Genomic DNA, 12,945 nt, shown 5'->3' with positions numbered 1-12,945 from the left:
TGATCGTAGCCCCATCGCCGGCCAATTGCCTGCCGAATGCCCGCCGGCACCGATTGGCAGGTGTTGCCCGGCGCGGGCTGCGGTACCGTATGAGCCATGAGCGAAAAGAGCGAAGAACTCCTGCAGGGCCCGCTGCACCAGTGGCATCTTGACCACGGGGCAAAAATGGCCGAGTTTGGCGGCTGGCTGATGCCGTTGCAGTACGACGGCGGTGGCGTGGTGGCCGAGCACAAGGCGGTGCGCGCTGCCGTTGGCCTTTTTGACGTCTCGCATTTGGGCAAGGTTGCGATTCGCGGCGCCGGAGCCGTGGAGTTTGCCAACCGATGCCTCTCCAACGATCTCGGCCGGGTCAAGCCCGGCAGCGCCCAGTACACGTTGGCACTGACGGAGAGCGGCACCGTCATTGACGACCTCATTGCCTATTTGCGCGCCGGGGACGAGTTGTTCCTGATCCCCAATGCCGCCAACACCGCTGCCGTGGTGGCTGCCCTGGAAGCTGCTCGGGCCGCCGGGGGAGCCGAGGTGGAGATCGCCGATCTGCACCGCAGCTTTGGCGTCTTCGCCGTCCAGGGCCCGCTGGCCAACACCGTCATGGCGGCCGTGGACCTGCCACAACCCGCCGACTACATGTCATTCGTCGATGCGACGGTTAAAATCAATGGCGCCGACATTGCGCTGACCATTTGCCGCACCGGCTACACGGGCGAGCTTGGCTACGAAGTGGTGCCGGCATGGGAGGACGCTCCTGCGGTGTGGGAGGCGCTGGCTGCGGCAGTGGAAGATGCCGGCGGCCGCCCGGCCGGGCTTGGTGCCCGCGACACCCTGCGCACCGAGATGGGCTACGCACTGCACGGGCACGAACTCTCCACCGAGATCACCCCTGTCGAGGCCGGCGTTGGCTGGGCCGTGGGCTGGAAGAAGGACGCGTTTTGGGGCAAGGAAGCGCTTACCGCGCAAAAGGCCGACGGCGCGCCCCGCAAGTCTGTCGGACTGCTGGCGACTGACCGCGGCGTCCCTCGAGCCGGAGTGGAGGTCCTGGACCTTGCAGGGAACATTGTTGGCCACACAACGTCGGGGACGTTTTCGCCAACCTTGGGCAACGGCGTCGCACTTGCCTTGGTGGAGCCGGGCATTGAAATGGGTCAGGCGCTGGCCCTTGACATCCGTGGGCGTCGCTTGGGCGTGAAAGTGGTCAAGCCGCCCTTTGTCCAGGGCAGTACCAAGGCGTAGCGCCTGAAGGGCTGATGCATCGAAGGCCTGAGCTCGAAGAGCCGGCGCATCATAGCCGTGCGCATGAAGCACTGCAGCATGGAATGATCAGCACGCAAGCAGCGTTGTGCTGTGCAAAGACGCAAGCAGCTGAGGATAACCATGAATGTCACCGAGTACACCCCGTTCCACGACCCCGAGTCCCTCTATGTCCTCAATGAGGAACTGCTGGCCGCCGAGGACCTCAAGGGGATAAACCTGCTCATGTCCATTACCGGCTTCTCCGACGCGGGCCACGTCGTGAACCAGATCTCCACCGAACTCACGGAGCAGCTGGCAGGGGAGCCGGTGGCAATCTTCGACGTTGACCAGCTCGTTGACTACCGCTCGCGCCGGCCACGCGTGACGTTCACGGAGGACCGCCTCAGCGACTATCGGGCTCCTACGCTGGTGCTGCACCGCATGGTGGACGCTCTCGGCACGCCGTTCCTCCTCTTGTCCGGACATGAACCGGACCTGCAATGGGAACGGTTTAGCCGCGCCGTGCTGGGCCTCGTCGAACGTTTTGACGTCAATCTTGTGGCATGGGTGCATTCGGTGCCGATGCCCGTCCCGCACACCAGGCCCATTGGGGCCACGGTGCACGGGAACCGTCCGGACCTGATCGAGGGCATTTCGACGTGGAAAACCACCATGGACATCCCGTCGGCGATCGGACATCTCCTGGAAATCAAGCTGGACGCCGCCGGCCGCAACGTGGTGGGCTATGCAGTCCATGTGCCGCATTACCTCTCCGACGCCGAATACCCGCCGGCCGCCGTGGCCGGTTTGGAATATTTGGGCGCCGCGGCCTCGCTGATGCTGCCCAGCGAACGGCTGCGGGAGGCCGGACGCGCCGTGGAACGCCAAATAGCCGAGCAGGTTGAAGGCTCCAGCGACGTTGCCGCCGTGGTGGCAAACCTGGAAAAACAGTACGACGAACGCACCGAAGGCACGGCCCGCCGTTCGCTGCTGGCAGGGGAAAATGATGAACTGCCCGACGCCGATGAACTCGGTGCCGCCGTCGAGGCATATTTGGCAAGCCGTGATGGAGGGCCGCAGCGCGGAGCCTAGAAACAGGCAAGAACGTAAAAACTACAGAGTCTGAAACTGGCATAAACTGTTCCGGTGAATAGTAGACGTGCGTGGTTGGTGTGGGGTGTTGGAGTTTTTGCCTACCTGATTGCCGTCACGCAGAGAACATCCTTTGGTGTCGCCGGGCTTGTGGCCACGGACCGCTTTGACGCCACGGCGTCGGCCCTTTCGGCGTTCACTGTCATTCAACTCGTGGTGTACGCCAGCTTGCAGATTCCCGTCGGCGTCCTGGTGGACAGGTTCGGCCCGCGGGTCATGATCGCCACCGGCGCGGCCCTGATGACCGTGGGCCAGTTGCAACTGGCAGCGGCCACCACCGTCCCGGCCGGAGTGATAGGCAGGGTCTTCGTCGGGGCGGGGGACGCCATGACGTTCATTGCCGTGATCCGTCTCATCCCCTTTTGGTTCCCCCCGCGCAAGGCGCCCGTGCTGACCCAAATGACCGGGCAGCTTGGCCAATTCGGCCAGCTCATCAGCATCGCCCCCTTTGCCTTCGTGCTGCACAATGCCGGCTGGAGCCCTGCGTTTGTGGGGCTGGCAGCCTTGGGCGTGTTGGCCTGTATCCTGTCGGCGGCGTTGGTCCGCAATGCCCCCGCGGACACCTTGGCGCCCATGGCAGCCCAAGGATTCAAGGACACGGCAGCCGATCTGGCCACTGCGTGGCGGCAACCCGGCACCCGGCTTGGAATGTGGAGCCACTTTGCCACCCAGTTCGCCGGCAACGTGTTTGTCCTGACCTGGGGCTATCCGTTCCTGGTTTCCGGTCAGGGCCTGAGCCCGGCCACTGCCAGCGTGCTGCTGAGTTTGTTTGTGGTGGTCGGGCTCATTTGCGGACCTTTCCTGGGCAGCTGGGTGGGCCGGCACCCGCTGCGCCGCTCCACCCTTGTGCTGGCGGTGGCGGCAACCACCATTGTCGCCTGGGCTGCGGTCTTGTTGCAGGCGGGCCCGGCACCGCTGTGGCTGCTCGTGGTGCTGGTGCTGGTCCTGGCCCTCGGCGGCCCCGCCTCCATGATCGGCTTTGACTTCGCCAGGACGTTCAATCCGTCCCACCGGATTGGCACCGCCACCGGCATTGTCAATGTGGGTGGCTTTTTTGCTGCCCTTGTCACCATGTACATGATCGGCCTCATCCTTGACCTGCTCAATGGCGCCGGTTTCTCTCCGGAAGGACTGTACTCCCTTGACGCCTTCCGCATCGCCTTCTCCTTCCAGTTCTTGGTGCTGGGCACCGGCATGATTGCCGTTGTTGGACTCAGGCGGAAAGTGCGCCGAGCCATGGCAGAACACGGGGAGCGCGTGCCGCCGGTGCGGGAGGTCATCGCCGACAGTCGCCGCAGACGCCAGCAATATCGCCAGGAACTAAAACAGGAGCGCCTGGACAGGAAGGGTTAGCGCGTCATTGACGTGGTGCCCGCCGGCGGACGCTTGTGAACCGTTTCATGGTGAAGCAGACCCCTGTTATCCACAGATTCGACGCTTTCGCCCGAATGCCCTGTTTTCGCTGCCTGCGGGCCAGCAGCCTTGAGGCATGGGAAAACAACTAGAGAAGATAAGCGTCAGTGCCGGTGAGGACCTCCTGGCATTCATCCCCCATATCGTGGGGTATTGGCCGGAGAACAGCATTGTCTGCATTGGGATGCAGGGCAAGCGGCTGCGAGCCACCATGCGCCTGGACCTGCCGCCGGTGGACACGGTGGAACCGGTCTGTTTTGCCGAGCTTGCCGCAGTCCAGCTGGCCAGTGACAGGGACGCCGACGGCTGTCTGTTGGCAATCTTTGGCCCGGACGAGTGGGAGCAGGGGCAAGACTCGCCGCAGGCCGGGATCTATCATGAATTCAAGGCCGCCTTCGCCGCCATCGGTCTCCCCGTCAGGGACGGCTGGTACGTCGGTGCGGAACATTGGCGCAGCATGGAATGCATGGATCCGCGGTGTTGCCCGTGGCCGGGCAAGGGCATTGCCTCCATCAAGGAAAGCTATGTCAATACCGAGTTCATTTTCCGGGGAAGCATGGTCAGGGAGAACCCCAAGGCGCAAATTCAGGAGTTGACGGCACTCCGGGACGCCGAGTTTGCCGTTTCAGTCGCCTCCGCCGGCACAGTGCTGCAGGAAACCTTGGCCATGAGGGGCTCCGTGGCCCGGCAACTGGGCACCAGCCTGGGCCTGTGGGAACAAGCCTTGCACGACTGGCCGACAACTCCCGGACCGGGCCTAGCCGCCTACCTGTTGGCCTCCTTGGCGGACATAGCGGTCAGGGATGCCGTCATCGTGGCCCTGGCCACGTCCCCTGAATGGTCGCTGGCAGGTGCGGCGGGGCTTGGACTCGTGTCCCCGGACCCGTCGCCACCAAGCGTTGAAAATCCCGTGCTGCCCTGCTTGGGTGCCAACTTTGACGCAAAGCAGGCCGCGGGGAGCGAAATCGTCCTCGAGGACGTGATCGAGTCCTTGTCCGATGAGGACCTGAAGCGGGCAGTCCATGACTTTGGCAGGGTCTTGGTGGGCGAAATCGACGAAATTGATGACGGGTGCGCAGTTGGGCTGGTCGGAGTGGCCGGGGTGGCAGAAGCGGCTGGGCTGGCAGAAGTGGTGGGGACGGCCGAGACGGCTGGGCCCGACTGGGTGCGCCTGGACCGTGCCGAACCGTTGCTGCAGTTCCTGGCAGCTTCCACGGAAGCCTCAGACAAGGCACCGGTGTTGTGCCTGCTCGGTTGGATCCAGTGGTGCAAGGGGCGCGGAACTTGGGCCGGGCACTACTTCCAAGCCTGCCAGGCACACCAGCCGGGCTACCGCTTGGCCGCCCTGCTCGACGAGTTGCTGGCCGTGGGGCACATTGCCGAGTGTGCCAAGAACTCCCGGACCGCCTGGCGCGGCTACGGGACCGACGTCGCGGCGTGACACGTTCACGGGCGCCCATCACTGCCCGGGCGGGGCCGCACGCCGGCCCGGCCCGAGCTGTGATCTTTATTGCAACAACCAACCCGCCGCGAGGGTGCAACAGGCAAGAGTCACGCAGCAAACCGTGAGACACTAGAGGACAAGACCCGGTTGGGTTCGTGTTGATGCATTGACTGAGTTTGAGCAAGAGGGCTTGGAAGAGTTTTCCAGGCCGGCGGGAACAATACCGCCGCAGAGGGAGTTATACCCTCTGACCCTCCAAGCAAATGTCGTGCGCCAAGCAACATGGACTTGACAGGGTCATAGTGGTGTTGCCCGAAGGTAACTCCACAGACCGCCGTAAGAAAGGTTTTCTGTGTCTGCTACTGCCAAGAGCAAAGTCTCCACAAACAAGGAGATCGAGGACCCCGCATCTTCAGCCACCGTGCCGCTGACACCAGCACAGAAGCGCGCCGCCACGATCGCCGCCAAGAAGGCTGCTGCTGCAGCCGCCGGTGAGGGCGCACCCGCTGCCGCAGCCAAGAAGGCTCCGGCCGCTCGGCGGGGAAGCAAAGCCAAGGTCGAGGACGAGTCCGCCACCGAGCCTACCGCCGAAGACGAAGAGCGGGACGAATCCAAGCCGGAGCGCCCCGTCGCCACCGGTTCAGGCTTCGTCTACTCCGACTCGGACGATGACGATGCTCCCATCCAGCAGGTCATGTCAGCTGGTGCAACCGCCGACCCCGTCAAGGACTACTTGAAGCAAATCGGCAAGGTGGCACTGCTCAACGCCGAGCAGGAAGTTGATCTGGCGCTGCGTATCGAAGCCGGCCTGTTCGCGCAGGAAAAGCTCGACACCATCAGCGCCAAGATGAACGATCAGCTCAAGCGCGACCTCGTCCGGATCGTGCACGACGGGAAGCGCGCCAAGAACCACCTGCTCGAAGCCAACCTGCGCCTCGTCGTGTCCCTGGCCAAGCGCTACACAGGCCGCGGCATGCTGTTCCTTGACTTGATCCAGGAAGGCAACCTGGGCCTGATCCGTGCGGTTGAGAAGTTCGACTACACCAAGGGCTTCAAGTTCTCCACCTACGCCACGTGGTGGATTCGTCAGGCGATCACGCGCGCCATGGCCGACCAGGCCCGCACCATCCGCATCCCGGTGCACATGGTGGAAGTCATCAACAAGCTGGCACGTGTCCAGCGCCAGATGCTTCAGGACCTCGGCCGTGAACCAACACCCGAAGAGTTGGCCAAGGAACTGGACATGACCCCTGAAAAGGTTGTTGAAGTCCAAAAGTACGGCCGCGAACCCATCTCCCTGCACACACCCCTGGGTGAAGACGGCGATTCCGAGTTCGGCGACTTAATTGAAGACTCCGAAGCAGTCGTGCCTGCCGATGCCGTGTCGTTCACCCTGTTGCAGGAACAACTGCACTCGGTGCTTGACACTCTCTCCGAGCGTGAAGCCGGTGTCGTTGCCATGCGCTTTGGCTTGACCGATGGACAGCCGAAGACTTTAGACGAAATCGGCAAGGTCTACGGGGTGACGCGTGAGCGCATCCGCCAGATAGAGTCAAAAACCATGTCCAAGCTGCGACACCCCTCACGCTCGCAAGTGCTGCGGGACTACCTGGACTAGTCCCCACGCCCTCCCCAATGGTGTCCGCTGGCGCGTTCACCATTGGGGCCCCTCGGGCGCGTGGGCCCATATGCGTTGGCTAGCGAGCTGACATTGGGCCCCTCGGAATCGTGGGCCCACCCACGCCCTACCTCGGGCGCAGGGGCCCAGGTACTGTGGCTAGCGAGCTGGCATTGGGGCCCCTCGGAGTCGTGGGCCCACCTGCGGCCTCCAGTATGTTTGGCCAGGGTGGGCCAGTCTTAAACAAGTGAAGGGCCCTGGATGTCCAGGGCCCTTCACTTTCAGGCGGCCATGTTGGCTCGAGGTCTTATTCGACGGGCAGCGGATCTTTTTCGTTCAGCCGGCTTGTCTCGTCGTACCATTCAGAAGCCAAGGGCTTCAGTGTGGATTCCACTGCGCGGGCGTGGTGGCCGCAGAAGAGCAGCTCACCGCCGGAGGATTCCAAGACCACGCGCACATAGGCTTGGGCACTGCAGCGGTCGCAGCGATCAAGGGTGGTCAGCTGAGGGCTGGTGACGGTCGTGGTGGTCATGATGGCCTCCTTCATTAGGTCTTGTACTTCATACAACCACTTTTTCTTGGACTTGCTTCCCTCCGCGGGCAACTTTCGCTAACCGCGTATCCGCGGCAACAGGGGACAACGCAGCCATGCTTGGCCGGCAAATGTCGGCGCACCCATTAACCTTGGTAGAGACCGGCCAACAAAAAACTTGAAGGAGTATGTCCACGTGGCACGCCAGAGTTCCGATTACAGCGCCCGCCACCTTTCCGTCCTGGAGGGCCTGGAGGCCGTCAGAAAACGCCCGGGCATGTACATCGGCTCCACCGACTCCCGGGGCCTCATGCACTGCCTGTGGGAAATCATCGACAACTCAGTCGATGAGGCCCTCGCCGGGTACGGGCAAAACATCTCCGTCATCCTGCACAAGGATGGCTCCGTCGAGGTGCACGACGACGGTCGCGGCATCCCCGTGGACGTCGAACCCAAAACCGGGTTGTCTGGCGTGGAAGTGGTGCTGACGAAGCTTCATGCCGGCGGCAAGTTCGGCGGCAGCTCCTATGCAGCCTCCGGTGGCCTGCACGGCGTGGGCGCCAGTGTGGTCAATGCGCTGTCATCGCGCATGGATGCGCTGGTGGACCGGGGTGGGAAAACGTACCAAATGAGCTTCCGCCGTGGTGAACCCGGGCACTTCAAGGACGTCGGGCGGACGCTGAGCCCCACAGTGGAATTTGCGCCATTCACCGAGGCCTCGAGCTTGGACATTGTTGGCAGCACCAAGCGTGGGGTCACGGGCACCCGCATCCGGTACTGGGCCGACCCGCAAATTTTTACGAAGGACGCCAAATTCTCCTACGAGGAGCTTGTTTCCCGTGCCCGCCAAACGTCTTTCTTGGTCCCAGGCCTAAAAATCAAGGTTGTGGACGAGCGACGCTTGGCAGGTACGCCGGGGGAATTTGCCACCCACGAGGAACTTTTCCACCACGACGGCGGCCTCTCCGAATTTGTTGATTTCCTCTCCGTTGGCGGTGACGTCACCGATATTTGGCGGCTGCAGGGCCATGGCACCTTTACCGAGACGGTCCCGGTCCTGAACGGACAGGGCCATTTGGAGAGCACCGCGATTGAGCGCGACTGCGAGGTGGACATCGCGTTGCGGTGGGGGATCGGTTACGACACCACCATGCGCAGTTTCGTCAATATCATTGCCACGCCCAAGGGCGGTCGCCACCAGGAGGGCTTCGAGCAAGCCCTTTTGAAAACTTTCCGCAAAGTCATTGAAACCAATGCACGCAAGCTCAAGGCCGGCAACGACAAAATCGAAAAGGACGACGTCATGGCCGGCCTGACGGCCGTGCTCACCGTGCGCCTGGCCGAACCCCAGTTTGAAGGCCAAACCAAGGAAATCCTTGGCACGCCGGCGGTCAAGAACATCGTGGCCAAGGTCGTCGAGAAGGAACTGAAGGCCAAGCTGGAATCCACCGCGCGCGGGGAAAAGATCCAAGCCGCCACCTTGCTGGAAAAAGTTGTCTCGGAAATGAAGTCCCGCATTTCGGCCCGCGTGCACAAGGAAACCCAACGTCGCAAGACGGCTCTGGAATCCTCGTCGCTGCCCACGAAACTGGCAGACTGCCGCAGCACCGACATTGCCGAGACGGAACTTTTCATCGTCGAAGGCGACAGCGCCCTGGGCACGGCCCGGCGAGCCCGGTCCTCCGACTTTCAGGCATTGCTACCCATCCGCGGCAAGATCCTCAACGTCCAGAAGGCGTCTGTGGGCGACATGCTGGCCAACGCCGAGTGTGCCGCACTTATCCAGGTCCTGGGGGCAGGATCGGGGCGCAGCTTCGACCTTGCCTCGGCCCGCTACGGCAAGGTGATCCTCATGACGGACGCCGACGTGGACGGGGCCCACATCCGCACGCTCCTGCTGACGCTGTTCTTCCGCTACATGCGTCCCATGATCGACGCCGGCAACGTCTATGCGGCCGTCCCGCCACTTCACCGGGTGGAAGTCATCAATGCAGGCTCCAAGCCGAACGAGATGGTCTACACCTACTCTGAGAAGGAACTGCACGACCTGCTGAGCAAGCTGGAGAAATCCAAAAAGCAATACAAGAAGCCTATCCAGCGCTACAAGGGTTTGGGGGAGATGGATGCCGACCAGCTGGCGGAAACCACCATGGATCCTCGCCATCGGATGCTGCGCCGTGTCACGACGGCGGATGCGGACCGGGCAGAGCACACCTTTGAGCTGTTGATGGGATCGGAAGTGGCGCCACGCAAGGAGTTCATCGTCGCGGGCAGCGACTTGTTGGACCAGGAACGCATCGACGCGTAGCGCAATCAGCCTCCCATTCCCCAACGTCCTCGTCGGGGGTGGGAGGTTGGCCCGGCTCAAGTTGCGGCAGCTTGCGCCGGGCCGGCCTAAGCCAGGATGCCGGGCACCAGCAGCAGCGCTGTTGGCAGGGCCAGGAGCAGCAAGGCCCCTGCGACAACAAGTCCCTGTCTGCCGGCCGACAAGGCCGGTGCCGGGGCGAGCAACCTGCCCAGCCGGGCGGAGGTGGTTTCCGGGGTGTCGATCTTCGCCGCATTGTCTGCAACGAGCGAATCTGCTGGCAGCTGCGCGGAGCCGCTGGCCACCAGCGCAATTGCCGTGACGAGAGTGGCTTTGCTCACGGAGCGCAAGGCCACCTCGTCTGCCAGGATCTCAATCAACGAGGACACTGCATGTTGGGCCAGCTTTGAGGTCGGCAGCCACGGCAGGGCGGATCGCCATGCGGCAAAGGACCACAACAGCAGGTGGTGGCGCTGGCTCAGGTGGGTTTGCTCGTGCAACAACACGGCGCGCAGTTCCTCCGGGCTGAGCAAGTCAAGCAGCCCTTCAGACAGGACCGTGACGGAACGCGAGCCACCGGGCAGGCAGTACGCCACGGGAGCCTGGTGGCTGATGACAAGCGTGTCGGGCCTGTCGATGGAGGGGGAGCTGAGTAGATTGAGCAAGTCGCGGTGGCGTCTCCGTTGGCGCTCAATGCGGAAGAACGTCAGCCACAGCGTGAAGATCAGATGGGCGGACAAGAGTGCTGCGGCGCTCAGCGCAAAGGCGTGGACCAAGCCCAGCGTGTCAAGGGATTGACGGCCAACAACAATCTGTGCCAACCCCTGCAGGCCGCTGGCAAGGTTGTCGCCCAGCGGCACCAGTCCGTAGCAGAGCATGGCCCCAATCATGGACAGGCCGCCAGCCAGCGCTATGGACTGCCACAACACCATGGCAGCAACAGGGGCCCGAGCAGGCCAAGCCGCGCGGGCAAGGAAAACGGGAACCGGCCAAGCCAAGGCAACGGCAAGGATGGCGAGGAACCAGGAGGTCCAAAACATGTTCTACAACTTACCGTGTCCTGCTGGCCGGCCGGTGCCGAGGGACGCCACCGAGGACCGTGTTCCCAGCTATCGTCCCAGCAGCTTCCGCAGGGTTTCCGCTTCACCTGAGCTGACAGTTCCAATGAAACGGGCCAACACGGCTTCGCGGTCCGGGGCCGAGCCCAGTACCTCGAGCATCAATTCAGCCGTGTGGTCTTCGCGGCTTGTGACAGCGTGGTAGCGGTGCGGGCGTGAAGAGCGCTCACGCTCAACAAGTCCCTTCTTCTCCAGCCGGGACAAAACTGTCAAGACCGTCGTGACAGCGAGCGGGCGGGCCGCAACAGTATCGTCGCCCGTGGTGCGTTGGGTGAGCAGGTCACGCAGGGTGTTTGCCGTGATGGCTTCCTGATGTTCCCACAGCAGGTCCATGACCGCCCTCTCGAGATCTCCAAGCGTTGCCATTTACATCCTTCTGATTTCACTGCCCGGCATTGAGTTGTGGCGCATCAAACACCAACAGCTATAAATGTACAGGTTTTGACAACAAAGTTCTACACGGGGTAGAAATAGTACTTCTACAGTACGTAGAAAGTTGTCTTCGTACTGCACTCCAACGGCCCGCACATTTACATGAACGAGGGGTAACTAGTGGAAGCTCTGGAAATTGCCAGATGGCAGTTCGGCATCGTGACGGTGTACCACTTCTTGATGGTGCCGCTCACAATCGGACTCGGCACCCTGGTGGCCATCCTGCAGACGCGCTGGCTTAAAACAGGTAAAGAAGAATACCTGCGGATGACTAAATTTTGGGGCAAGCTGTTCCTTATCAACTTCATCATGGGTGTGGCCACCGGTATCGTCCAAGAGTTCCAGTTCGGTATGGCATGGAGTGAATACAGCCGCTTTGTGGGCGACGTCTTCGGTGCGCCGCTGGCCATGGAGGCGTTGTTGGCGTTCTTTGTGGAGTCCACTTTCCTGGGCCTGTGGATCTTTGGGTGGAAGAAATTGCCGGCCAAGGTGCATTTGGCCTGCCTTTGGATCGCCGTGGTCGGATCGATCGTCTCGGCCTACTTCATCCTCGTGGCCAACTCCTGGATGCAGCATCCCGTGGGTGTGGAAATGATCGAAGGTCGTCCGCAAATGGTGGACGCCTGGGCGGTCTTTACCAACAACACTGCCATGGTGGCGTTCTTCCACACCATCACCGGCGCCCTGGCCGTGGCCGGCGGCTTCCTGCTGGGCATTTCCTGGTACCAGCTGTGGCGCCGGCGCAAGGATGGGATCGACACCGTCGACGCCCAAGGCCGTGTGGTGGTGGGTGAATCCGCCGCCATCGCCGGCCGGGACAAGAAGGACCACGCCGTCTGGATCAAGTCCTTGCGCATTGGGGCGGTGGTGGCCATGATTGCTTTTGCCGGGTCCGCCGTGTCCGGTGACTTGTCGGGGAAGCTGATGTTCGAACAGCAGCCCATGAAGATGGCCGCAGCGGAGGCCGCCTGCCACGACGGGACCAGTTTCTCCGTGCTCTCGCTCGGAGATGTCGGCAGTCGCGACTGCTCGGATGTGGTGGCGGTCATGGAGGTGCCCGGACTGCTGTCGTTCCTGGCACACAATGACTTCACCACGGAGATCAAGGGAGTCAACACCCTTGTTCCGGAATACCAGGAAAAGTACGGCAAATACCTGCCCGACGATCCGATGTACGGCGACCGTGCAGGCCAGGAAATCAACTACGTGCCGATCATGCCCGTCACCTATTGGGGCTTCCGCATGATGATCGGCTTCGGCGGTCTCGCCGCAATGGCGGCAGGCATCGCCTTGTTGGTCACCCGCAAGGGTACGGTGCCGCGTTCCAAGCCCCTGATGCGGCTGGCGCTTGTGGGCATGCTGGCACCCTTTGGTGCGAATGCGGCCGGTTGGATCTTCACCGAGATGGGCCGCCAGCCGTTCGTGGTTGCACCCAACCCCTCCATGAGCGGGGTTGACCAGGTCTTCATGTTCACTGCCTCCGCCGTTTCCCCCGGGGTGTCGGCAGGGGAGGTGATCTTCTCCCTCGTGACGCTCACCACGGTGTACGCGGTGTTGCTGGTGGTGGAGGTTGTCCTGTTGACCAAGTACATCCGCGGCGGCGTGGTCTCTGCCATGCCGGAGCTGGATACGACCCGGCCCGACGGCGGCAGCGGCCCCGGTGGGGAGGATGAGGACGATGTACTTGCGTTTGCGTATTGA

At 62.4% G+C, this 12,945-nt stretch carries 10 protein-coding genes; 7 read left to right on the top strand and 3 right to left on the bottom strand.

Annotation, left to right across the window (positions count from 1 at the left end; all coding sequences use genetic code 11):
- Nucleotides 1-96 precede the first annotated feature (96 nt).
- The 5 genes from gcvT to QMG25_RS08075 all read left to right on the top strand — a co-directional run bounded on the left by gcvT (nt 97) and on the right by QMG25_RS08075 (nt 6,857).
- On the top strand, nt 97-1,230 hold the full coding sequence (gene gcvT, locus QMG25_RS08095) for a glycine cleavage system aminomethyltransferase GcvT (RefSeq protein WP_283459089.1): 1,134 nt from the start codon (nt 97-99) through the stop codon (nt 1,228-1,230).
- Nucleotides 1,231-1,371: 141 nt separating this feature from the next.
- Nucleotides 1,372-2,322, top strand: a complete 951-nt coding sequence (locus QMG25_RS08090) for a proteasome assembly chaperone family protein (protein WP_283459086.1) — start codon at nt 1,372-1,374, stop codon at nt 2,320-2,322.
- 54 nt (nt 2,323-2,376) lie between these two features.
- Entirely contained in the window at nt 2,377-3,735 is a 1,359-nt protein-coding gene (locus tag QMG25_RS08085) for an MFS transporter (RefSeq protein WP_283459084.1), read from the top strand.
- A 136-nt stretch (nt 3,736-3,871) separates the two neighbouring features.
- The gene (locus QMG25_RS08080) at nt 3,872-5,236 is read left to right on the top strand and encodes a DUF4192 family protein (protein WP_283459082.1); all 1,365 of its coding nucleotides are present in this window, start codon (nt 3,872-3,874) and stop codon (nt 5,234-5,236) included.
- A 355-nt stretch (nt 5,237-5,591) separates the two neighbouring features.
- Entirely contained in the window at nt 5,592-6,857 is a 1,266-nt protein-coding gene (locus QMG25_RS08075) for an RNA polymerase sigma factor (protein ID WP_283459080.1), read from the top strand.
- 307 nt (nt 6,858-7,164) lie between these two features.
- Here the strand turns inward: QMG25_RS08075 and QMG25_RS08070 are convergent, their stop codons facing one another.
- Nucleotides 7,165-7,389 carry a DUF7455 domain-containing protein gene (locus QMG25_RS08070; RefSeq protein WP_283459078.1) on the bottom strand — a complete coding sequence of 75 codons (225 nt, stop codon included), beginning with the start codon at nt 7,387-7,389 and terminating at the stop codon, nt 7,165-7,167.
- Nucleotides 7,390-7,585: 196 nt separating this feature from the next.
- Here QMG25_RS08070 and QMG25_RS08065 point away from each other — a divergent pair, with 196 nt between their 5' ends.
- Complete coding sequence (locus QMG25_RS08065) at nt 7,586-9,697, top strand: DNA gyrase/topoisomerase IV subunit B (RefSeq protein WP_283459076.1); 2,112 nt, start codon at nt 7,586-7,588, stop codon at nt 9,695-9,697.
- A gap of 86 nt (nt 9,698-9,783) precedes the next feature.
- Here the strand turns inward: QMG25_RS08065 and QMG25_RS08060 are convergent, their stop codons facing one another.
- The gene (locus QMG25_RS08060) at nt 9,784-10,734 is read right to left on the bottom strand and encodes a M56 family metallopeptidase (protein WP_283459074.1); all 951 of its coding nucleotides are present in this window, start codon (nt 10,732-10,734) and stop codon (nt 9,784-9,786) included.
- A gap of 69 nt (nt 10,735-10,803) precedes the next feature.
- Nucleotides 10,804-11,178, bottom strand: a complete 375-nt coding sequence (locus QMG25_RS08055) for a BlaI/MecI/CopY family transcriptional regulator (RefSeq protein WP_283459072.1) — start codon at nt 11,176-11,178, stop codon at nt 10,804-10,806.
- Nucleotides 11,179-11,364: 186 nt separating this feature from the next.
- On the opposite strand from QMG25_RS08055, the gene QMG25_RS08050 reads away from it, so the two are divergent.
- The gene (locus tag QMG25_RS08050) at nt 11,365-12,945 is read left to right on the top strand and encodes a cytochrome ubiquinol oxidase subunit I (protein WP_283459070.1); all 1,581 of its coding nucleotides are present in this window, start codon (nt 11,365-11,367) and stop codon (nt 12,943-12,945) included.

This window comes from Arthrobacter sp. H35-D1 (assembly GCF_030063185.1).
In the GTDB taxonomy this organism is placed as follows: Bacteria; Actinomycetota; Actinomycetes; order Actinomycetales; family Micrococcaceae; genus Specibacter.
The sequence above is the reverse complement of the archived record's forward strand: the minus strand, read 5'-3'. Positions and strand labels throughout refer to the sequence as shown.

What these genes read in the sequence shown, in the direction of transcription:
- QMG25_RS08070 (WP_283459078.1), bottom strand. Translation starts at nt 7,389, where the DNA reads ATGACCACCACGACCGTCACCAGCCCTCAGCTGACCACCCTTGATCGC.
- QMG25_RS08090 (WP_283459086.1), top strand. Translation starts at nt 1,372, where the DNA reads ATGAATGTCACCGAGTACACCCCGTTCCACGACCCCGAGTCCCTCTAT.
- gcvT (WP_283459089.1), top strand. Translation starts at nt 97, where the DNA reads ATGAGCGAAAAGAGCGAAGAACTCCTGCAGGGCCCGCTGCACCAGTGG.
- QMG25_RS08080 (WP_283459082.1), top strand. Translation starts at nt 3,872, where the DNA reads ATGGGAAAACAACTAGAGAAGATAAGCGTCAGTGCCGGTGAGGACCTC.
- QMG25_RS08055 (WP_283459072.1), bottom strand. Translation starts at nt 11,178, where the DNA reads ATGGCAACGCTTGGAGATCTCGAGAGGGCGGTCATGGACCTGCTGTGG.
- QMG25_RS08060 (WP_283459074.1), bottom strand. Translation starts at nt 10,734, where the DNA reads ATGTTTTGGACCTCCTGGTTCCTCGCCATCCTTGCCGTTGCCTTGGCT.